This window comes from Streptomyces sp. NEAU-174 (assembly GCF_052665095.1).
This window is the reverse complement of record NZ_JBQTCE010000016.1, coordinates 108,868-129,067: the sequence shown is the minus strand read 5'-3', so window position 1 is coordinate 129,067 and position 20,200 is coordinate 108,868. Positions and strand designations below refer to the sequence as shown.

Genomic DNA, 20,200 nt, shown 5'->3' with positions numbered 1-20,200 from the left:
ATGACCCGTCATGAGGCCGGAACTCAGGCGACAGCAGCTGCCGACGCGCCGTCCGACATCACCATCGCCGTGGACCAGCTGGTCACGAACGGACTCAAGGCGCTCGCCGACTATGACACCCTCACCCAGGAGCAGGTCGACCACATCGTCAAGAAGGCATCTGTCGCCGCCCTGGACCAGCACACCACGCTGGCCCGCCTGGCCGTGGAGGAGACCGGGCGCGGGATCTTCGAGGACAAGGCCGCCAAGAACATGTTCGCCTGCGAGCACGTCACGCACAGCATGGGCCCCATGAAGACCGTCGGCGTCATCGCCCGCGACGACATCGAGGACATGATCGAGGTGGCCGAGCCGGTCGGCGTGGTCTGCGCGATCACACCGGTCACCAACCCGACCTCCACGACCGTCTTCAAGGCCCTGATGGCGCTGAAGACGCGCAACCCGATCGTGTTCGCCTTCCACCCCTCGGCCCAGCGGTGCAGTGCGGCGGCGGCCCGGATCGTACGGGACGCTGCCGTCGCCGCAGGGGCGCCGGAGCATTGCGTGCAGTGGATCGAGACTCCGTCGGTGGAGGCGACCGGCATACTGATGCGCCACCCTGGCGTCTCGCTGATCCTCGCCACGGGCGGCAACGCCATGGTCAGGGCCGCCTACTCGGCGGGCAAACCCGCCCTGGGAGTCGGTGCGGGCAACGTGCCGGCGTACGTGCACAAGAGCGCGAAGCTGCGCCGGGCCGTCAACGACCTGGTGCTGTCGAAGTCCTTCGACAACGGCATGATCTGCGCCTCCGAGCAGGCCGTCATCCTGGACGACGAGATCTACGACGCGGCGCTGGCCGAGTTCCGCACTCTGCACGCCCACGTGGCGACCGCCGAGGAGAAGGCAAAGCTGGAAGCCTTCCTGTTCCCGACCGGCCAGGCCAACGCGGGCTGTGAGCCCAAGGTCAACGCCGGGGCCGTCGGTCAGAGCCCGGCATGGATCGCAGAACAGGCCGGCTTCAACGTCCCGGCCGACACCTCACTGATCCTGGTCGAGGCCGACCGGGTCGGTCCCGAGGAGCCGCTGACCCGCGAGAAGCTCTGCCCGGTACTCGCCGTCCTGCGCGCCGGCACCGAGCAGCAGGGCTTCGACCTCGCCGCGGACATGGTCACCTTCCACGGCCAGGGCCACACCGCGGTCATCCACACCGAGGACCCGGCGTTCGCGGAAGCGTACGGCCAGCGTATGAAGACCGTACGGATCATCGTCAACGCCCCGTCGTCGCAGGGTGCCATCGGCGGCATCTACAACAGCCTGCTGCCGTCGCTCACTCTGGGCTGCGGCTCGTGGGGTCACACTTCGGTGTCCAACAACGTCTCCGCAGTGCAGTTGCTGAACATCAAGCGGGTCAGCGCGCGCCGCAACAACGTGCAGTGGTTCAAGGTCCCGCCGAAGATCTACTTCGAGCCGCAGTCCCTGCGCTACCTGTCCTCCATGCCGGACGTCCACCGCGTCACGGTCGTCACCGACGCCACCATGACCCGCCTCGGCTTCATCGACCGCGTCAGCCGCGTCCTGCAACGCCGTCACGAACCGGTCACCGTCCAGATCATCGACAACGTCGAGCCCGAGCCGAGTATCGACTCCGTGCAGCGCGGCGCCCAGCTCATGCGCGACTTCGGCCCCGACACCATCATCGCGCTCGGCGGCGGCTCCCCCATGGACGCCGCCAAGGTGATGTGGCTGCTGTACGAGCACCCGGACATCGACTTCGCCGACATGCGGCAGAAGTTCTCCGACATCCGCAAACGCGCCTTCCGCTTCCCGGTCCTCGGCACCCGGGCCCGCCTGGTGTGTGTGCCCACCACGTCCGGCACCGGCGCGGAGGTCACCCCCTTCGCGGTGATCTCCGACCCCGCGAGCGGCAAGAAGTACCCGCTCGCCGACTACGCGCTCACCCCGAGCGTGGCCATCGTCGACCCGCTGCTCACCGCGGACCTGCCCCCGGCGCTGGCGGCCGACAGCGGCTTCGACGCCCTCACCCACGCCATAGAGGCGTACGTGTCCGTCTACGCCAACGACTTCACCGACGGCCTGGCCCTGCACGCGATCCGGCTGATCTTCGACAACATCGAAGCAGCGGTGAATGACCGCAAGGGCCGTCCCGACGCGCGGGAGAGGATGCACAACGCCGGCACGATCGCGGGCATGGCCTTCGGTAACGCCTTCCTCGGCATCGTCCACGCCATGTCGCACACCCTGGGCGCCACCTTCCACATCGCCCACGGTCGTACCAACGCCGTCCTGCTGCCGCACGTCATCCGCTACAACGGCACCATTCCGGCGAAGCTCACAGGCTGGCCCAAGTACGAGAACTACCGCGCTCCGGAACGCTTCCAGGACATCGCCCGCATCCTCGGCCTACCCGCCTCCACCCCGCAGGAGGGCGTGGAGTCGCTGGCCTGCGCGGTGGAGCGGCTGCGCGACACCGTGGGCATCGAGCCGTCGTTCCAGGCTCTCGGCATCGATGAGCGCCTGTTCCTGGACGCTCTGCCGCAGCAGGCCCTGAACGCCTACGAGGACCAGTGCGCGCCGGCGAACCCGCGCATGCCGATGCTCGACGACATGCAGGAGATCATGCGCACGGCCTACTACGGGGGTGCGCTGGGCCGACCGAACGCGGACAAGGGCTGAACGGCCCTGGCGTGAAGAGCTTCGGTGCCGTTCCAATGACCTGATCAGCCTGTCCGCGACCGCAAGCCGAGTGCCACGGACAGGCAACCACCACGTCTTGAGGGGACGACGCACATGCCCTACCGGCGCACCGGCCGCGACCACGGCGAAAGTCCGTGCCGCCGCCTCGCCGCCCCAGTCGAAGAAACGCAGCAGTGAGCAACGAAACCGTACGGAAGCCCGCCATGACCATCGACACCGCTCAGGACCTCCCTGTCGGGCCACGCCGAAGCATCGAGCTGGACAGCGACGAAGCCCTCCGGCTGTTGGGCAGTGTGTCCTTCGGACGGATCGTCTTCACCCGCCACGCGCTGCCGACCGTCCACCCGGTCAACCACGTCCTGGACAACGGCGACATCGTCATCCGCACCCACGAGGGCGCGGCCCTGACCGCGCGCGCCGGGCAGGCCGACGGTCAAGGCGTCGTGGTGGCCTACGAGGCCGACGCCATCGATCCCGACACGCACCTCGGCTGGAGCGTGGTCGTCACCGGCTACGCGCACCTGGTGACCGAGGCGGAGGAACTGGCCCGGTATCAGGAACTGCTCAACCCGTGGGTGCGCCGGACCATGGACTACGCGGTGCGCATCCGCCCGGACCTCATAACCGGCGTGCGGCTCACCGCTGACGTAACCGGCGTGTGGCCCACCGCCGACGACGAGTCCGGCGGCGCCTGATCGCAGTCCGACTGCAAAGCCATGCGGCGTGAGAACCGTCCGGGTTCTCACGCCGCGTTCAGCCCGATGCCGGCTCCGCTCGCCGGGCGGCCCGTCAGGCGTGCGGGACCACTGCGACCGGTGCGGTGGCGTGGTGCAGCACCGCGTGGGTGACCGGGCCGATCGCCGCGTCGATCGGCGTCCGGCGCCGGGGGCAGCCGGCCACGACCGGGGACGCGTCGCGCGAGGTCTCCACGAGGTGCGAGCCCGCCTTGCCGATCACGGTGTCGTTCGGCGCCGCCGAGTCGAGGCCCAGGACGACGTCACGGAACGGCGCGGCCCCGGACCCGAAGCCGCCGGGCTGGCGTTCGTCCTCGGAGCGCAGGCCGCCCCGCACGAGGACGACAGGCCGCCGGCTGCCCGCCACGACTGGCGCCGCGCGATCACCGCTTCGGTCTCGCGAAGCATGCGGTCCGCCCAGCGAATCTGCTCGCGCGGGCCCAGGGACGGCTGGGGTGCCCCGCCCAGGGGCGCGTAGAGCTGCCGCCCAAGGGCGTGGACCAAGTGCAGCGGGAGGTCCCGGAGCAGGGCTTCCCTCGCTGCCCATTCGGCGGCGGTCAGGCTCTCCGGGCATCCATCCAGGCCTGCGGTGATGGTGCGGGGCATCTCGGCCTCCTTCGAAGTCACGAATTCAGTGTCGTTGCCGTGTACTTGGGGCAGGAAAAGGCCTCAGGTCCCTGTACGGAAGCCGAGTGGCCCACACGCGGGTGAACACGCGACGGAGACCGGCCCACTCACAACGCCCGCAGCCCGTGCTCCCGCAACTGCTCGCGCACGCGTTCCGTCAGCTCCGGATCGGGCACGGGCGTGTCGCGCAGCGGGAAGTCGATACCCAGGGCGTCGTACTTGTGGGCGCCGAGTTTATGGAAGGGCAGGACGTCCACCCGATCGACGTTGCTCAGCCCGGCCAGGAAGGCGCCGAGGCCGTCCACGGCGGACGGGGCGTCGGTCCAGCCCGGGACGAGCACGTAACGGATGTACACGGGGACGCCCAGCCGGTCGAGACGGGTGGCGAAGCTGAGCGTGGGGGCCAGTCGGCCACCGGTGAGCCTGCGGTAGGTGGGGACGTCGAACGACTTGATGTCCAGCAGCATCAGGTCGGTGTCGGCGAGGAGATCGTCGGGGGCACGTGCGCCCAGGAAGCCGGAGGTGTCCAGCGCCGTGTGCAGTCCGGCCTCTTTGCAGCGGTGCAGGAGGGAGCCGGTGAACGCCGGCTGGAGCAGCGGCTCCCCGCCGGTGATCGTCACCCCTCCCCCTGCCATGGTCAGGAACCCCCGGTACTTCTCGATCTCCACCATGACCTCGTCGACCGAGGTCTCCCGCCCGTCGCGCATGTGCCAGGTGTCGGGGTTGGCGCAGTACAGGCAGCGCAGCGGGCAGCCGCTGACGAACAGGACGAACCGGGTCCCGGGACCGTCCACGCCGGTGGACAGGTCCCAGGAGTGCACCCGACCGGTCACCGCCGGCGGCGTGGTGACGTTCACAGCGACCCGTGGAAGGTGCGGCTGATCACGTCGAGCTGCTGCTCACGCGTGAGCCGGACGAAGTTGACGGCGTAGCCGGAGACGCGGATCGTCAACTCGGGGTACTTCTCCGGGTGTTCCATGGCGTCCTCGAGCGTCGCCCGGTTCAGGACGTTGACGTTCATGTGGAAACCGCCGGAGGTCATGTACCCGTCGAGGATGCCGACCAGGTTGCCTGCACGCTCTGAGGGGTTGTGCCCGAGCCCCTCGGGCGTGATGGTCGTGGTCAGGGAGATTCCGTCGCGGGCCTCCTCGTACGGCAACTTCGCCACCGACAGGGCCGAGGCGACGACACCGTGCCGGTCCCGGCCGTTCATCGGGTTGGCACCGGGTGCGAAGGGCTGTCCGGCGCGCCGTCCGTCGGGGGTATTGCCGGTGTGCTTGCCGTAGACCACGTTGGAGGTGATCGTCAGGACCGACTGGGTGTGCTCGGCGTCCCGGTAGGTGGGGTGCCTGCGCACCTTGGCCATGAAGGACTCCACGAGGTCTACGGCGAGACCGTCGGCGCGGTCGTCGTTGTTGCCGTACGCCGGGTACTCGCCTTCGACCTGGTAGTCCACGGCCAGCCCGGTGTCGTCCCGGATCACCTTCACGCGGGCGTACTTGACGGCCGACAAGCTGTCGGCGACCACGGAGAGCCCGGCGATGCCGCATGCCATGTAGCGGTGGACGGGGTGGTTGTGCAGGGCCATCTCGATGCGCTCGTAGGCGTACTTGTCGTGCATGTAGTGGATGACGTTGAGCGTGTCGACATACGTCTTCGCCAGCCAGTCCAGCATCCGATCGTAGGCCGCCGACAGCTCCTCGTAGTCCAGGTACTCCCCTGTCAGGGCGGGCATCTCGGGTGCGACCTGCTCGCCGGTCATCTCGTCCCGGCCGCCGTTGATCGCGTACAGCAGCGCCTTGGCGAGGTTGACGCGGGCGCCGAAGAACTGCATCTGCCTGCCCACCGCCATCGCCGACACGCAGCAGGCGATCGCGGTGTCGTCACCGGTGCGCGGGCGCATCAGGTCGTCGGACTCGTACTGGATGGAGCTGGTGTCGATCGAAACCTGGGCGCAGAACCGCTTGAAGCCCTCGGGCAGCCGCGGCGACCACAGCACCGTGAGGTTCGGCTCCGGCGCGGGCCCGAGGTTGTAGAGCGTCTGTAGGAAGCGGAAGGAGCTGCGGGTGACGAGTGTGCGGCCGTCGGTGCCGATGCCCCCGATGGACTCCGTCACCCAGGTCGGGTCGCCGGAGAACAGCTGGTCGTACTCGGGTGTGCGCAGGAAGCGTACGATCCGCAGCTTGATGACGAAGTCGTCGATCAGCTCCTGGGCCTGAGCCTCGTCGATACGCCCCTCGTTGAGGTCGCGCTGAACGTAGGCGTCCAGGAAGGTCGAGGTGCGCCCCAGCGACATCGCGGCGCCGTTCTGCTCCTTCACCGCGGCCAGGAAGCCGAGGTAGAGCCACTGCACGGCCTCGTGGGCGGTGGACGCGGGGCGGGTGACGTCACAGCCGTAGGAGGCGGCCATCCGCGCCAGCTCGCCCAACGCCCGGATCTGCTCGGCGAGCTCCTCGCGATCGCGGATGACGTGCGGGGCGGAGGGCCGACTGTCCAGAAGGGCACGCTCGGCGCGCTTGGCCTCGATCAGCCGGTCGGTGCCGTACAGCGCGACGCGCCGGTAGTCGCCGATGATCCGGCCCCGGCCGTAGGCGTCCGGGAGCCCGGTGATGATGCCCGCCTTGCGGGCGGCCCGCATCTCTGGGGTGTAGGCGTCGAAGACGCCGTCGTTGTGGGTCTTGCGGTAGGTGCCGAAGACCTTGGTGACGAACGGGTCGGGCTCGTGTCCGTACGCCTTCAGGCCGTTCTCGACCATCCGGAGGCCGCCGTTCGGCATGATCGCGCGCTTCAGCGGGGCGTCCGTCTGTAGCCCCACGACCAGTTCACGGTCCCGGTCGATGTAGCCGGGGGCGTGCGAGGTGATCGTGGAGGGGGTGGCGGTGTCCACATCGAGGATGCCCTTGCGCCGCTCCTCGGGGAACAGCGAGCTGACCTTGCGCCAGACCGCGAGCGTGCGCTCGGTCGGACCGGTCAGGAACGCCGGACCGCCTTCGTAGGGCGTGTAGTTGGCCTGGATGAAGTCGCGTACGTCGATCCGTTCGCGCCAGCGACGGCCGGTGAATCCACGCCAGGCCTCGGCGGGTGCGTCCACGTCCGGACGGGTTGCCACGATCATCACTGCCTCCGCATCGTTCGCGACACCGCACACGGACGGTTCCGTGAGCGGCTCCGCCGACGATGCTCCTCGCGCGCCCCTGCCCGGGGCAGGGCCGGCGGGAACCCGTCGCCGCGCCGTCCGGCCCCGCACCGTAGGGCCCTTCGGACCAGGTCACGATGCAGGTGCCCAGTGGTCAGGCGGAAAGGTGCAGGCCGTACATCGTGCGGCCTCCGACGAGTTCGCGCCCGGTGACCAGTTCCGGCTCGATGCGCACGAAGACCTCCCCGGGCGAGGGAGCCCAGGAGCGCGGGCCGATCCGCTCCAGGCGTGCCGCCTCGGCCGGATCCGTCACGACCTCGGCCCGGCCGGTGACGACGACGCTCCAGCCGGAGTGCGTCTCCACATCGGCCGCGTCCGCCTCGAACGCGACGACCGCGCCGTCGACCGCGCGGGCCAGCTCGGAGGCCGCCGAGGTGCGCAGCAGCACCGCTCCGTCGGCGTCCAGGCCGAAGTTCACCGGCACGACCGCGGGCAGCGCATGGCGCGTGTAAACGATGCGGCCGACGGGAGCCGTCGCCAGCAGGCGCAGGCACTCGTGACGACCGAGTTCGCGGAAACCATCGTTCGGGTACATGAGTCAGCCCGTCCTTCGCCCGGTTGGGGATCACATTCCATGCTGAGCCCGCCGGCGCCCGCGGGTGAGGGCCACGGGTCCCGCCCTGGCCGGAGAGCGGCCCGAGGAAACGTCGCGGGAAAGGGGGGCCGGACGGCCCTTCCGGCACGCCCATCGACCCGTATTTCCTCTGACCATGGCCGAAACCCTCATCTCGTTCGCACCCCGCCACACCGAGCGTGCCGCCGGCGGGACGACCGTCCTGGAGCTGCGCGGTGACATCGACATCCTCACGTCACCGCCCCTTGGAGCACGCCTGGACGATCTGACGGCCGTCGTTCTCCCCGACCTCGTCGTGGACCTCCGTGCCGTGTCCTTCATCGACTGTGCCGGGCTGCGGGTGCTGTGCCGGGCGCGGAACAGGGTCATGGAACGGCACGGTCGGCTGCGTCTTGTCACTGACAGCAACCAGTTCCTCCGAATTCTTCGTGGTGCGGGGCTGGATGGCGTGTTCGAGATGTACGACCACCTGCCCGAAGCCTTGGCTGCTGAGCCCAGCGGGGTCCTCACTGCCACAGCGGGCTGATAAGCCTGAGGGCGCAACCCACGGGGCCTTCGGAGTGGCCGCGGCTCCAGGATCACGGCGATTCAGGCGGCCCGGTCGTTGAGCGTCAACACACCTGATCCGGTGCACGCCGCGGAGTAGCCGGGCCCTCCGGGGAAGGTCAGTGAGGCACCTTCTGTCTGAGCGGCTTCGGCGAGTTCGGCTCGAACGTTCGGCGGAAGCGGCCTGCCAGGATGCCAGTGAGGACGACCTCGATCCCCGTGTCCGTACGCCCTTGGGAAACTGGGCGAATCCTCAGAGTTCAGGCACGCGCCCGGTCCATGCTCACCATGTCCCGGCCGCGGCCCACTTGCGGTCGCCGCAGATCGATCTCCCGTCCGCGATGTACGCCATACCGGTGGTTTCGCCCAAGGGGGGCCGCTCGCCCAGCCGGGCCGCGCGGACACTTGCCCGACGGTGGCCGGGCGGCCACCCGGGGAGGGGAGGACAGTCATGGCCGACAGCAGGGTTCTGATGGCGGTACCGGAGCACCCGCGCGCCGAGGGCGCCAGGACGGAGCAGTTGCGGAAGATCCGGGATGCCGTCGAGGCCGGCGGCTTCGAGGTGCGCTGGGCCGTCGACGCGCAGGACGCGGACGCGGTGCTGCGTACCGAGGCGGGGCTGGCGGCGGCACTGGTCGCCTGGGATCTGCCCGGCGGCGGCGTGGAGGACGGCGGGCCCGTCGTCCTCCGCCGGATCGGCCGGCGTTTCCGGGACCTGCCGGTCTTCCTGATCATGACTGAGGAGGGGGTCCGCGATCTGCCGCTGTGGGTGTCGGAGACGGTCGTCGGATACGTGTGGCCGCTGGAGGACACTCCGGGATTCATCGCGGGCCGCATCACCAGTGCCGCCCGGGCCTACCGGGAGGACGTGCTGCCGCCGTTCTTCCGGGCGTTGCGCCGCTTCGACGACGCCCACGAGTACTCCTGGCACACCCCGGCGCACTCCGGCGGTGTCGCCTTCCTGAAGTCAGCGGCGGGGCGGGCCTTCCACGACTACTTCGGCGAGCGGCTGCTGCGCAGCGACCTGTCGATCTCGGTCGAGGCACTGGGTTCGCTGTTCGAGCACACTGGACCGATCGGCGAGGCCGAGCGCAACGCCGCCCGCGTCTTCGGATCCGACTCCACCTACTTCGTACTGCACGGCGACTCCACCTGTAACCGCCTGGTCGGCCACTTCAGCGTCACCCGCGACGAGCTGGCGCTGGTGGACCGCAACTGCCACAAGTCGGTGCTCCAGGGGCTGGTCGTCTCCGGGGCCCGCCCCGTCTACCTGGTTCCCACCCGCAACGGCTACGGCCTGGCCGGCCCGCTGCCACCGGCCGAGCTGGCGCCGGAGGCGATCGCGGCCCGGCTCGCGGTGCATCCGCTGGCCGAGGCCGCGGTGTCGCCGCGGCCTCAGTACGCGGTGTTCACCAACTCCACCTATGACGGGCTCAGTTATGACGCCGTCGCGACCGCGCGAGCGCTCGCGGGCAGTACACCGCGAGTGCACTTCGACGAAGCCTGGTTCGCCTACGCCCGATTCCACCCGCTGTACACCGGCCGGTACGGCATGGCGGTGGACGAGCGGACCTTCCCGGGGCCGGAGCGGCCCACGGTGTTCGCGACCCAGTCGACGCACAAGCTGCTCGCGGCGCTGTCGCAGTCCGCGATGGTGCACGTGCGACCCGCACCGCGGGCACCGGTGGAGCACGACCGCTTCAACGAGGCCCTGATGATGCACGGCACCACCTCGCCCCTGTACCCGATGATCGCCTCGCTGGACGTGGCCACCGCGATGATGGACGGCCCCCAGGGCGAATGGCTCATCGACGAGGCGGTGACGGAGGCGATCCGCTTCCGTCAGGAAATGGTCCGCCTGCACAAGCGGGTGGAGAGCGCCGGGGACCGGCCGGGCTGGTTCTTCGGCGTCTGGCAGCCGGACTCCGTCACCGACCCGGCCACCGGCGAGCGCCTGCCCTTCGACGAGGCCCCGCCGGAACTGCTGCGCACCACGCAGTCCTGCTGGCTGCTGGAGCCCGGTGCCGCCTGGCACGGCTTCCCCGGGCTCACCGAGGGGCACTGCATGCTGGATCCCGTCAAGGTCACCCTGACCTGCCCCGGCATCACCGCCGCCGGCGACATGGCCGAGGAGGGCATCCCGGCCCGCGTCCTGACGGCGTACCTGGCCACGCGGAACATCGTCGTCGAGAAAACCGACAGCTACACCACGCTGATCCTGTTCTCCATGGGCATCACCAAGGGCAAGTGGGGCACGCTGCTGGACGCCCTGATGGACTTTAAGACCCTGTACGACGCCGACGCCCCTCTCGACCGGGTGCTGCCCGCCGCCGTCGCCGCGCATCCGCGCCGCTACGCGGGGCTGACCCTGCGCGAGCTGTGCCGGCAGATGCACGGCCGGCTGCGTTCGGCCCGTCTGGTGGAGCTGCTGGACACAGTCTTCCAGCAGCTCCCGGAGCCGGTCCGGCCTCCGCAGCACTGCTATCAGCGTCTGGTGCGTGGCGGCACGGAGCGGATCCGGATCGCCGATGCCGCGAACCGGGTGGCGGCCGCCATGGTCACCGTCACCCCACCCGGCATCCCGGTCCTGATGCCCGGGGAATCCACCGGTGACACCGACGGCCCCCTCCTGCGGTACCTCACGGCCCTGGAGAGCTTCGACCGCCACTTCCCCGGCTTCCGCAGCGAGACACACGGCGTCACGATCGACGAGGAGACCGGCGACTACCAGATCGAGTGCCTGCGCAGGTGACCTGGCCGCAGCCTCGTTGACGCCCCGGGCCGGCCGGCGGCGGGCGGGCCCGCGGTGTCAGCGCAGCGCCGTCGCGTTGGCCGGAGAGCCCACTCCGCCGGTCAGGTTGAGGGGTTTGACGGTGACCAGGCTGTCCCAGCGTCCGGTGTGCCGGCAGTCCTGGGCGAGGCCGGTGAGGTTCCACAGCTCGCCCAGGAGGCAGGCCCAGTTCGGCGATCAGTTCGTGGTGGCATCATGCCCTGGTCCTCGGGCGCGCTGTGGTGGAAGTCGCTGTCGACCAGGACGGGGAGGACCTCTACGGCGAAGGTGTCCGTGGCCATGAGTTGCCGTCGACATGGCTGCCGGGTGATGCCGTCTCTTCAGCGGCCATCATCTGTTGATGACGAGTCAGATGAACCACCCTGGCGTGGGGCGCGCAGCCCATCGATGAGCAGGGCGACCATACGTTGGTTGTACTCGGGTCCTTGGCCGGGCACGGGCATGCACAGGTTGGCGATGGCGTACAGCAGGTCATGAGTGCTGACGTCGTCGCGGACTTCCCCGGCGGCTGCCGCGGCGTCGAGCAGTTGCGTGAGGACGGGGCCGAGCTTCTCCAGGAAGTGGCCGGGCAGGGCCTCGTAGGCCGGATCGCCCGAATGGAGGGCCGGGGCCAGTCCTCGCTTGGTTCCCAGGAACTCGGTGTACTGGCGCAGCCACTCGGCAAGCGCCTCTCCCGGCTCGTGGACGGCGCTGAGCTGCGGTCCCGCGGCGGCGCACGCGTCGATCCCGCTCTCCACCACTGCCTTGACCAGGTCGGAGCGCAGCGGAAAGTGCCGGTAAAGCGTTCCGACGCCGACGCCGGCCAGGTCGGTGATCTCCTTGGCGGGTGCGTTGACGCCGGATGTGTCGAAGACGGTCCTTGCGGCCTTGAGCAAGGCCTCGACATTGCGCTGCGCGTCCGCGCGGGTGCGGCGGGGCACCCCGGGCCGCGCTGCCTTCTCGGTCATGATCCCTCCAGTTGCGTAACCGGAATAGCTTTCCATATAGTTGCGGAAAGGTATTCCGGTTAACCAGGGTAGGGCATCTCACCGGTGCTCTTCCACAACTCAGGAGGGACCCCATGCAATACCGCACGCTGGGCCGCACCGGCATCAAGGTCAGCCCGTACGCCCTCGGCACGCTGATGTTCGCCTCGGTCGTCAACAAAGCGGGCCACGACGACTCGATCCGCGTCATCCACAAGGCACTGGACGCCGGCATCAACTTCGTCGACACCGCCGACGCCTACGGCGACGCGGAAGAAGTCGTCGGCAAGGCGCTCAAGGGGCGTCGCGACAGCATCGTGCTGGCCACCAAGGTGAGCCGCCCTATGGGCGAGGACCCCAACCAACAGGGCGCCTCCCGGCGCTGGATCATGACCGCGGTCGAAAACTCGCTGCGTCGCCTACAGACCGACCGCATCGACCTCTACCAGATCCACCGCGTCGACCCCACGACCGACGTCGAGGAAACACTCTCCGCGTTCACCGACCTGATCCGCAGCGGAAAGGTCCGCGCCATCGGCTCCTCCACCACCCCGGCCTCCGACATCGTCGAGGCACAGTGGGTGGCAGAGCGCCGGAAACTGGAGCGCTTCCGCACCGAGCAGCCGCCCTACTCCATCCTCAACCGCGGTATCGAGCGCGAAGTCCTGCCCGTCGCCCAGCGGTACGGCATGGGCACCCTGGTGTGGGGTCCGCTCGCTCAGGGGCTGCTCACCGGCCGCGTGCGCAAGGACCAGGAGAACACCCTGATCCGTGCGGGCTTCGTCAAGCACCTCAACGACGAGCGCCGCATCGACGTCGTGGAACAGCTCATTTCCCTCGCCAAGGAAGCGGGCATGCCGCTGACCCACCTGGCCACGGCGTTCACCATCGCCCACCCGGGCGTCACCAGCGCCATCATCGGGCCGCGCACGATGGATCACCTCGATGACCTCCTCGCTGGCCTTGACGTCGTCCTTGGCGACGACCTCCTGGACCGGATCGACGAGATCGTCGCGCCAGGCACCGACATCGGCACGCTCGACCAGAACTACATGCCTCCCGCCCTGGAGACCGCGAGCCTGCGTCGCCGCCCCCTCGGCGAGCGCGCGGCTGCCTGACGCTCCGCACTGCTGTCGGTGACCTCGCGGTACACCGACGACTTTCAGCCGCTCACCCTCGCCGTCCGTGACCGGCTGTACATCGGGCGCTCCGCCTGCCTGCCTGCCCCGCCGGCCGTAGCGCGCCGGATCATCCGGCCCTACACGCCTCTAGGCCACAGGTCACCGACTCACCTCGCTACTGGGTTCACCATCGCTCACCACGGCGTCACCAGCGGCCATCATCGGACGGCGCACGATGGCCCATCTCGGCGACCTCACCTCCGGCTTCAACGTCCGGCTCAGCGACGACCTCCTCGACCGGATCGACGAGGTGTCCTCGCCAGGCACCGATGTTGTGCCTTCGACCAGGACGACCAGCCCAAGGCCCCAGAACTCGGGATTGCGCCACCGTCCGCCGACCGCACGTGCCGGGGTCTGCCCCAGACCCTGCCGACACCTCAGAAAGGTCTTTCATGAGGGAAATCACCATCGACTGCACCATCGACGGCCAGTCTTATTCGGCTGAGCAACTCGACAGGCTGCGCTATGTCCGCGATCTGCACGTGCTGCACCAGATGAAGCGGCTCGGCGCGAGCATCGAACATCACAACAGGCCGCTGTCCGACGACGAGATCGACTACCTCACTCCCAAAGACGCACACGACATCAACGTCGCAACCACCTTGGCGTACGGCGCGGAAGGACTGCGCAAGCTCTTCGCGGAACCACTGCGGACGTCGGACCGGATGTGGAAGGACTGGAACACCGCGTCCGCCGGGCTGCCGTTGCAGAAGTCGTGCGCCGAGCTCGCGGTGACCGGGGTGGCCCTGGAAGAATTCCGGGCTCACGTGGCCGATTTCGACGAGCTCCAGAAGTTGGTCGTGGAGGCCAATCCCGATCACTTCTTCTTCTGCCCGGAAGGGGCCGGGGGTGCCTATGCCATGGAGACGTTCGGTATGTACGGCGCCCCGACGGATGTGCTGGTCACGGTCGACCCGACGCTCCCCGCTCCCTTCGACCTCGATGAGGGATTCCAGCTGCTCCTCCCGGGACGCGTGAAGCTCACGAGCGATGGCACCCCGATCGACATCGTCGCCTACCACCAGTGCAAGCCCCTGCCCAACGGCCTGCTTGTGAAGCTCTGCGCACTCTTCCCCGCGAAGACGCCGAAGGAACTGGTCGACGGACACAAGCTGCACCTGGCGATCGAATTCGCCGCTACGCTCGAAATGATCTCAGCCGCACGCTAACCCCGGCTCGCCACACCTCGACACAGCGTGACGGAGTTTCGCGGCGGTCCAGCCGAGGGTCTGTTTCATGAGCCGGAAGGCGAGCCCGAGATCGAAGCCGCGAAGGAACGGCTCCCGCCCACGGTTCACCTCCGCAGGTGTGACGGCGGTGGCCGAGCACCACAGCGCCTGCGGCCTTGGACCCCGGCTGGCGGCGGATGTCGCACGCCGCCAGCTTCTTCGCGCCGGGCGGCTGAGGGTGTGGCGGCCCGGCGCAGAGCACCCCTGGGACGTCGGCGCTGCCCGGCTCCCTAGTGTTCTTCGACGAGTCGGGGGTGTCGCCGCTGCCCCAGATGCGCCGGAGGTACGCGCCCCGTGGCTGTGTTTCCACCTCAAGCCGGGCAGCTACGACACCATGACGTTGATCGATGTACTGCGGCAGGTCAAAGCGTTCTATGCGGGTGAGCCGGTAGTGCTGGTGTGGGTCGGGCTGTCCGCGCACTGGAGCCGGGACATGCGAGCCTGGGTAGCCGGACAGAGCTGACGCTGGAACGGCTGCCCGCCTATGCACCTGAGTTGAACCCGGTGGAACTGCTGTGGTCGGCGATCAAAACACGCGAGCTGGCCAATGAGTTGGGCGCCGCAGGTCACTCGAAACCAGAGTCCGTCTTCGAACCTGGTTCAGCCTGACCGGGTCACGGTGGACATCGAGGGCCGGGACGCATGAGATGCGGTGAGAAGAGCGCCGTGCACGGCTGAGGACGCCGCCCGGGTGGCATAGCGGGCGGTGTCCGGAGGCCATGCGTCATGTTCCTGATGAATCAGGAGACTGACTGCGCCGTGTACGCCTGAGCACAGAAGTCTGGCGGTTTCGGTGGTGCTCTCCACCGGTACGCCGGCATCGGCACAGGCTGTGACCTTGTCCCGGAAATAGCGGAAACACGCGTCCTCGTTCTGGCGACTGGCCTCGGTGGCCTCGCTGTCCATCACCAGTCGGTACTGGGAGGGATGGCGAAGCCCGAATGCGATGTAGGCGACGCAGGTTTCGTAAAGCGCCGTCACCGGATCCGGGACCCCCCGGGACACGGCCTCCAACTCGATGAACAGTGAACTCCACACCCGCAGGCACGTGGCGTGGACGAGTTCCCTCTTCGAGGCGAAGTGGAGGTAGAAGGCCGGCGGGGTGACTCCCGCCCTTGTCGTCACCGCGCGAATCGTCAGAGCGTCGGCGCCACCGTCTGCGAGCAGCTGATCGGCGATGTCGAGAAGCTGCTCGCGGAGCAGGCCGCCCTGGCCCTTGGCGGCGCGAACACGGGAGCCGGTCACGGGAGGGGACCTTCGGGAGAGGGCGACATCAGGATGTCTTGGTCGGTTTGACGGCGGTGACCACCTGGGTCACCCGGGCGCACAGTTCGCCCTCGGTGTCGTGCACGTCGACCTCGATGACGGTGTTGCGACCCACACGCAGGGGGCGAGCTGTCGCGACGACGTCCGTGTGTGCCGGCCGAAGGAAATGCGTGGTCGACTCCACGGTGGCCGGTGCGGCGCCGGCCGGACCGTTGAGGGCGGCGCACACGGCACCGCTCACGTCGGCCAGTCCCATCAACGCTCCTCCATGGAGGCCACCACCCACCGTGGAGAGCGAGAGATCGTGCGCCAACGTGGCTCGAACGCCGGCTGCCGTCATCTCGTCGAACACGACTCCGAGGGTCTTGGCGTACGGCGCGAGCGCGTAGACGTCTTCGGCTCCGAGTGTGGGCACGGGCTGCTCCCATCTGAGTAAGAAATGATAAGTTATCGACGTTAACTCAGCCCGTCAACCGGGGACTTGTGGCCGGTCGGCCGCCTGATATGCCACGGTTGCCGGGAAGTCCGCTCGCGGAGAGCGGATGCCGTGTCGCCGGGTGTTGTACCGACGCGGCCCAGTGACCGGTCGGCTGCGCACAGGACGAGGAACACAACGGCCACAACGATGAGCAGCCAGACCATGGCGTGCAGTCCGGAACTGGTGGCGCCGTTCGCGGAAGAATCCGGCGCTCGCCGCCGCCGCGAACAGTGCGCCGATGTACATGAACGTGCGCAGCAGTCCCGCGGACGAGCCCATGCGGGCGGGATCGGCCTGCGCTGAGGCGACCCCCATGGCGTGGACACTCTGACAATGGATCTTGCAGATCCAAGGGAAGGTGTCCTGGTGGGCCGTAAGGGCTTGCCGGGATTTAGAGTTTGTCTCACCTCGAAGTTTCGTGACGGTCCGCCGACGGAGTCGGTGGACCGTTTTCGTGTCGTGGGCGAAGGCTGTGCGGGCCCAGGGCCCGAGTGTCGCCTCGGGGTGGCGCCGGGTTCCACTGCTCCGGGTGTTTGAGCTGCTGTCGTAGGGACGGGAAATCCGTTGGTCGCGGGCGAACCCGGGGCGAGGTGAGGGTGGGCACGGACGGCAACCTGGTCGGCAAGGACGACACCGAGGCGCAGGTCCGGCAGGTGTACGCGAACCCGACCACCGCGCGGGCGGCAGCCGGTTCCGGCCTGGAGCACGTGGTCGAAGCGACGGTCTACCTGACCGATCTGGCCGATCTGGCCGCGTTCCACGGGGTGCGGGACGCGCACCAGGACACGCCCAACACCCGCCCGCCTGCTCCCTGGTGGGGGCCGCCGGCCTGATCCACCCGGACTTCCGGGTCGAGATCGACGCGCCGGCCGTCGTGCCGAGCGCCGGTTGACGGCCGGGGTCCCGGACAAGGCCCCCGTTCCCCCTCGCCGGCGCCCGCGCGGCCGCTCGGCGGCTACTCGGCGGACGCGGTCGCCGGGGCGGGCTCGGCGAGGCCGGCCAGGAGGCGCAGGGAGTCCGCGGTGCGGCTGCCGCGCTCGGCCCGGTAGACGAGCAGTTCCTGCCCGTCGGAGCCCCTGATGTCGAACGCCTGGTATGTGAGCTCCAGCGCGCCGACGACGGGATGCGTGAACCGCTTCGCCTCGTAGGTACGCCCCCGGACCGGGTGAGCGTCCCACAGCTCCTGGAAGTGGGCGCTCGACGCGGACAGCCGCGCCACGAGCTCCAGCAGCCGCGGGTCGTGGGGGCGGCGGCCCTGGGCGAGGCGGAGGGTGGCGACCACGGCCTCGGCCACCTGGTGCCAGTCGGTGTAGAAGCCGGTGCCGGCCGGGTCGCCGAAGGTCATCAGGGCGAGGTTGACCGGGTCTGCGAAACCGGAGTGCATCGCCGCCGCGAGACGGTTCTGCGCCAGGACGTCGAGCGTCTCGTTGAGGACCAGCGCCGGGGTGGTCGTCCACTCCTCGACGAGTTCGAGGACGTCCGGCCGCACCGCCGGCTGCGGGAAGCCGCGGCGGCTCGGCGTCGCCCCGGCGAGCCGGTGCAGGTGCTCCCGGGCGTCGGGTCCGAGGTCGAGCGCGCGGCCCAGCGCGTCCAGCACCTGGAGCGAGGGGTGCCGTTCACGGCCCTGCTCCAGCCGCGTGTAGTAGTTGGCGCTGACCCCGGCGAGCACCGCGACCTCCTCGCGGCGCAGCCCCGGCACCCGGCGCATGCCCGCACTGGGCAGCCCGGCGCGCGCCGGATCGACGCGCGCCCGGGCCGCGCGCAGGAACCCACCGAGACCGGACGTGCTGCTTCCGTGCTGGCTCATGCCACCACGGTACGACGCCCCACCCGCCCCTGCCTGTGTGCGGCACTCCCCCCCACGGTCCGGTCTGGTTGCCCACCGACGCAACCGGGAGAGTCGAAACCGGCACCGCGGAACGCCTGTTCAGCGGGCCAGCAGGCACACACCGTGTCCGACTACGCAATGAGGGAACGTGTCCGAGGAATTCACCACACTCAACGTCACCGAGAGCCAGGGCGTCGCCCGGGTGACGTTCGACAACCCGCCGATCAACCTGTTCGACCCGGCCATGATCGCCGACTTCCGCCGGCTGCTCGACCGGTTCGCCGCGAGCCGGGACACCCGCGTCGTGGTCTTCTCCAGCACCCACCCCGACTTCTTCATCGGCCACGCCGACCTCAACCTCTTCCTCGACCCGGTGGACGAGATCCCGCCGAAGCCGACGAAACTCGGCGCGCTCCAGACGCTCTTCGAGGACCTGCGCACCCTCCCCCAGGCGACGATCGGGGTCCTTGAGGGCCGCGCGTCGGGGGCCGGCACCGAGTTCCTCACCTCCTGCGACATGGTCTTCGCCGCCCGCGGCCGGGCCCTGCTCAGCCAGTTCGAGGTGGCGGTGGGCGTCCTGCCGGGGGCCACCGGCTCCCAGCGGCTACCGCGACTGCTCGGGCGCAGCCGGGCGCTGGAGATGATCCTGGGCTGCGACGAGTTCGACGCCGAGCTCGCCGAGCGGTACGGCCTGGTCAACCGCGCCCTGCCGGCCGCCGAGCTGTGGCCCTTCGTCGACCGGCTGGCCGCGCGCATCGCCACGTTCCCGGCGGCGGCGATCGCCCTGAACAAGGTGGCCGTCGACGCCTCCGAGCTGCCGATCCAGCTGGGCCTGCTGGAGGAGACCCACACGCTGCACCAGACCCTCGTCGGCGGCGAGGCGCAGCGCCGCATGCGGCTCCTGCTCGAACTCGGCGCCCAGGAGGAGGAGTTCGAGCGCGAGCAGTTCACCGCCGCGCTGGAACGCCTCGGCTGACGCGCCCGGCCCCTGCCTCAGGCCTCTCGGCCCCCTGACCCCCTACCCCCGCCCCGATCGGAGACCCATGACCGACACCCGCACCAGCCGCTCCCCCCGCGACGTACTCGCCCAGCTCCTGGACGACGTCAGCGCGGACCGGTGGGAGCACCTGCATGAGCTGTACGCCGACGGCACCGTCGTCCGCCACCCCTTCGCGCGAGACGAATCGCGCCTGCTCGAAGGCCGGGAGGCGCTCCGGCTCCACTTCGACCACTTCGCGCAGAGCGGCCTCAGCCTCCGCGCCCGGGATGTCGTCTGGCACGACACCACGGACCCGGAGACCGTCATCGCCGAGTTCGTCTACGACGGGACCGGTCCCGCCCCCGACGAGCACTTCGAGATGGCTGCCTGCTTCGTCTGGCGGGTCCGCGACGGGCTCATCCTCGACGCCCACGACTATCTCGACCGCCCCCGCCCGGTCGCGGCCCCGCAGCACCCCTGACACCGCGCCGACTCCTGACACACCACTCCCGACACAACCCCTTTGAGAGGAAACCCGCATGTCCGCCAACACCGTCGACCCCGAAGAGACCACCGCCGTCCGCCGCCGCCGCGGCGAGGACATCGTGACGTCCCTCAGCGGCGGCGCCCGCCCGGCCTCGCTCGACGCGCTCGACCGCGACTTCCCGTTCCTAGCCAACGCCGTCAACGCCTACGCGGTCGGCGAGATCTTCGCCCGGGACGTCCTCGACGTCCGCACCCGCCAGCTCGCCCTCGTCGCGGCCTTCGCCGTCCTCGGCCTGGGCGACTTCATCAAGATCCACGGAGGCTATGCCCTCAACGCGGGCGTTACCGAGGACGAGCTGAAGGAGATCGTCTACCTGACCACCATCCCCGGCGGCTTCCCCCGCGCCATCCAGGCATCGCAGGCGGTCGCCGAACTCCTCGCCTCCCGCAAGGCGGCCTGACACACCCCGAAGCCCGACGGCCGGCACGGCCCCGTACCCGTGCCGGCCGTCGGGCTGTCCTGGATCCGGGCAGGGCGTACCGACCCGTGCCGGTGAAGGCCGAGCCGCCGCGGCGGGACCGTACGCGCAGCCGTGCTGGTGGCAGCCGCTCAGGGGTGGCGCCGG

General features: G+C 69.5%; 20 protein-coding genes and 1 pseudogene. 12 read left to right on the top strand and 9 right to left on the bottom strand.

The window, feature by feature from the left end; all coding sequences use genetic code 11:
- Both adhE and ACT2CW_RS37425 read left to right on the top strand, forming a co-directional pair.
- On the top strand, positions 1-2,673 hold the full coding sequence (gene adhE, locus ACT2CW_RS37430; protein ID WP_445519789.1) for a bifunctional acetaldehyde-CoA/alcohol dehydrogenase: 2,673 nt from the start codon (positions 1-3) through the stop codon (positions 2,671-2,673).
- 224 nt (positions 2,674-2,897) lie between these two features.
- Positions 2,898-3,389, top strand: a complete 492-nt coding sequence (locus ACT2CW_RS37425; protein ID WP_445519892.1) for a pyridoxamine 5'-phosphate oxidase family protein — start codon at positions 2,898-2,900, stop codon at positions 3,387-3,389.
- Between the two features lie 94 nt (positions 3,390-3,483).
- On the opposite strand, the gene ACT2CW_RS37420 is transcribed toward ACT2CW_RS37425, so the two are convergent.
- The 5 genes and pseudogenes from ACT2CW_RS37420 to ACT2CW_RS37400 all read right to left on the bottom strand — a co-directional run bounded on the left by ACT2CW_RS37420 (position 3,484) and on the right by ACT2CW_RS37400 (position 7,786).
- A complete protein-coding gene (locus ACT2CW_RS37420; protein WP_445519788.1) occupies positions 3,484-3,795 on the bottom strand; it encodes a universal stress protein in 312 nt (103 codons plus the stop codon).
- A gap of 149 nt (positions 3,796-3,944) precedes the next feature.
- A pseudogene (locus tag ACT2CW_RS37415) lies at positions 3,945-4,034 on the bottom strand (hypothetical protein); the annotation flags it as partial.
- Between the two features lie 128 nt (positions 4,035-4,162).
- Positions 4,163-4,888: a pyruvate formate-lyase-activating protein gene (pflA, locus tag ACT2CW_RS37410; protein ID WP_445519787.1), complete on the bottom strand. Its 726-nt coding sequence runs from the start codon at positions 4,886-4,888 to the stop codon at positions 4,163-4,165.
- A 20-nt stretch (positions 4,889-4,908) separates the two neighbouring features.
- Complete coding sequence (gene pflB, locus ACT2CW_RS37405; RefSeq protein ID WP_445519786.1) at positions 4,909-7,170, bottom strand: formate C-acetyltransferase; 2,262 nt, start codon at positions 7,168-7,170, stop codon at positions 4,909-4,911.
- Between the two features lie 175 nt (positions 7,171-7,345).
- On the bottom strand, positions 7,346-7,786 hold the full coding sequence (locus tag ACT2CW_RS37400; RefSeq protein ID WP_445519785.1) for a pyridoxamine 5'-phosphate oxidase family protein: 441 nt from the start codon (positions 7,784-7,786) through the stop codon (positions 7,346-7,348).
- A 175-nt stretch (positions 7,787-7,961) separates the two neighbouring features.
- On the opposite strand from ACT2CW_RS37400, the gene ACT2CW_RS37395 reads away from it, so the two are divergent.
- Together ACT2CW_RS37395 and ACT2CW_RS37390 are read left to right on the top strand one after the other, a co-directional pair.
- On the top strand, positions 7,962-8,351 hold the full coding sequence (locus tag ACT2CW_RS37395) for an STAS domain-containing protein (protein ID WP_445519784.1): 390 nt from the start codon (positions 7,962-7,964) through the stop codon (positions 8,349-8,351).
- Positions 8,352-8,822: 471 nt separating this feature from the next.
- Entirely contained in the window at positions 8,823-11,123 is a 2,301-nt protein-coding gene (locus ACT2CW_RS37390) for an Orn/Lys/Arg family decarboxylase (RefSeq protein ID WP_445519783.1), read from the top strand.
- A gap of 359 nt (positions 11,124-11,482) precedes the next feature.
- Here ACT2CW_RS37390 and ACT2CW_RS37385 read toward each other — a convergent pair whose 3' ends face one another.
- Complete coding sequence (locus ACT2CW_RS37385) at positions 11,483-12,109, bottom strand: TetR/AcrR family transcriptional regulator (protein WP_445519782.1); 627 nt, start codon at positions 12,107-12,109, stop codon at positions 11,483-11,485.
- A gap of 113 nt (positions 12,110-12,222) precedes the next feature.
- On the opposite strand from ACT2CW_RS37385, the gene ACT2CW_RS37380 reads away from it, so the two are divergent.
- The 3 genes from ACT2CW_RS37380 to ACT2CW_RS37370 all read left to right on the top strand — a co-directional run bounded on the left by ACT2CW_RS37380 (position 12,223) and on the right by ACT2CW_RS37370 (position 15,146).
- Positions 12,223-13,245 carry an aldo/keto reductase gene (locus tag ACT2CW_RS37380; protein WP_445519781.1) on the top strand — a complete coding sequence of 341 codons (1,023 nt, stop codon included), beginning with the start codon at positions 12,223-12,225 and terminating at the stop codon, positions 13,243-13,245.
- A 455-nt stretch (positions 13,246-13,700) separates the two neighbouring features.
- Positions 13,701-14,477 (top strand): hypothetical protein, encoded by a 777-nt coding sequence (locus tag ACT2CW_RS37375; RefSeq protein WP_445519780.1) that lies wholly within the window; start codon positions 13,701-13,703, stop codon positions 14,475-14,477.
- A gap of 459 nt (positions 14,478-14,936) precedes the next feature.
- Positions 14,937-15,146 (top strand): transposase, encoded by a 210-nt coding sequence (locus tag ACT2CW_RS37370; protein ID WP_445519779.1) that lies wholly within the window; start codon positions 14,937-14,939, stop codon positions 15,144-15,146.
- Here the strand turns inward: ACT2CW_RS37370 and ACT2CW_RS37365 are convergent.
- Entirely contained in the window at positions 15,138-15,782 is a 645-nt protein-coding gene (locus ACT2CW_RS37365) for a TetR/AcrR family transcriptional regulator (RefSeq protein WP_445519778.1), read from the bottom strand. The genes ACT2CW_RS37370 and ACT2CW_RS37365 overlap by 9 nt on opposite strands.
- Positions 15,783-15,810: 28 nt before the next feature.
- Entirely contained in the window at positions 15,811-16,218 is a 408-nt protein-coding gene (locus tag ACT2CW_RS37360) for a PaaI family thioesterase (protein WP_182470161.1), read from the bottom strand.
- Between the two features lie 210 nt (positions 16,219-16,428).
- Here ACT2CW_RS37360 and ACT2CW_RS37355 point away from each other — a divergent pair, with 210 nt between their 5' ends.
- A complete protein-coding gene (locus ACT2CW_RS37355) occupies positions 16,429-16,584 on the top strand; it encodes a hypothetical protein (RefSeq protein ID WP_445519777.1) in 156 nt (51 codons plus the stop codon).
- Between the two features lie 293 nt (positions 16,585-16,877).
- Positions 16,878-17,114 carry a RidA family protein gene (locus ACT2CW_RS37350; protein ID WP_445519776.1) on the top strand — a complete coding sequence of 79 codons (237 nt, stop codon included), beginning with the start codon at positions 16,878-16,880 and terminating at the stop codon, positions 17,112-17,114.
- A 122-nt stretch (positions 17,115-17,236) separates the two neighbouring features.
- Here ACT2CW_RS37350 and ACT2CW_RS37345 read toward each other — a convergent pair whose 3' ends face one another.
- Complete coding sequence (locus ACT2CW_RS37345; RefSeq protein WP_445519775.1) at positions 17,237-18,088, bottom strand: helix-turn-helix transcriptional regulator; 852 nt, start codon at positions 18,086-18,088, stop codon at positions 17,237-17,239.
- 169 nt (positions 18,089-18,257) lie between these two features.
- Here ACT2CW_RS37345 and ACT2CW_RS37340 point away from each other — a divergent pair, with 169 nt between their 5' ends.
- The 3 genes from ACT2CW_RS37340 (at position 18,258) to ACT2CW_RS37330 (ending at position 20,035) form a co-directional block, all read left to right on the top strand.
- Positions 18,258-19,085, top strand: coding sequence for an enoyl-CoA hydratase/isomerase family protein (locus tag ACT2CW_RS37340; protein WP_445519774.1), 828 nt, complete (start codon positions 18,258-18,260; stop codon positions 19,083-19,085).
- Between the two features lie 67 nt (positions 19,086-19,152).
- Entirely contained in the window at positions 19,153-19,569 is a 417-nt protein-coding gene (locus ACT2CW_RS37335; protein ID WP_182470164.1) for a nuclear transport factor 2 family protein, read from the top strand.
- Positions 19,570-19,627: 58 nt separating this feature from the next.
- Positions 19,628-20,035, top strand: coding sequence for a carboxymuconolactone decarboxylase family protein (locus ACT2CW_RS37330; RefSeq protein ID WP_414082792.1), 408 nt, complete (start codon positions 19,628-19,630; stop codon positions 20,033-20,035).
- The last annotated feature ends 165 nt before the right edge of the window (positions 20,036-20,200 follow it).

Excerpts from the sequence above, each read along its gene's own strand:
- ACT2CW_RS37385 (WP_445519782.1), bottom strand. The coding sequence starts at position 12,109 with ATGACCGAGAAGGCAGCGCGGCCCGGGGTGCCCCGCCGCACCCGCGCG.
- ACT2CW_RS37355 (WP_445519777.1), top strand. The coding sequence starts at position 16,429 with ATGAGCAGCCAGACCATGGCGTGCAGTCCGGAACTGGTGGCGCCGTTC.
- ACT2CW_RS37375 (WP_445519780.1), top strand. The coding sequence starts at position 13,701 with ATGAGGGAAATCACCATCGACTGCACCATCGACGGCCAGTCTTATTCG.
- ACT2CW_RS37400 (WP_445519785.1), bottom strand. The coding sequence starts at position 7,786 with ATGTACCCGAACGATGGTTTCCGCGAACTCGGTCGTCACGAGTGCCTG.
- pflB (WP_445519786.1), bottom strand. The coding sequence starts at position 7,170 with ATGATCGTGGCAACCCGTCCGGACGTGGACGCACCCGCCGAGGCCTGG.
- ACT2CW_RS37380 (WP_445519781.1), top strand. The coding sequence starts at position 12,223 with ATGCAATACCGCACGCTGGGCCGCACCGGCATCAAGGTCAGCCCGTAC.
- adhE (WP_445519789.1), top strand. The coding sequence starts at position 1 with ATGACCCGTCATGAGGCCGGAACTCAGGCGACAGCAGCTGCCGACGCG.
- ACT2CW_RS37335 (WP_182470164.1), top strand. The coding sequence starts at position 19,153 with ATGACCGACACCCGCACCAGCCGCTCCCCCCGCGACGTACTCGCCCAG.
- ACT2CW_RS37345 (WP_445519775.1), bottom strand. The coding sequence starts at position 18,088 with ATGAGCCAGCACGGAAGCAGCACGTCCGGTCTCGGTGGGTTCCTGCGC.
- ACT2CW_RS37390 (WP_445519783.1), top strand. The coding sequence starts at position 8,823 with ATGGCCGACAGCAGGGTTCTGATGGCGGTACCGGAGCACCCGCGCGCC.
- ACT2CW_RS37395 (WP_445519784.1), top strand. The coding sequence starts at position 7,962 with ATGGCCGAAACCCTCATCTCGTTCGCACCCCGCCACACCGAGCGTGCC.
- ACT2CW_RS37425 (WP_445519892.1), top strand. The coding sequence starts at position 2,898 with ATGACCATCGACACCGCTCAGGACCTCCCTGTCGGGCCACGCCGAAGC.
- ACT2CW_RS37330 (WP_414082792.1), top strand. The coding sequence starts at position 19,628 with ATGTCCGCCAACACCGTCGACCCCGAAGAGACCACCGCCGTCCGCCGC.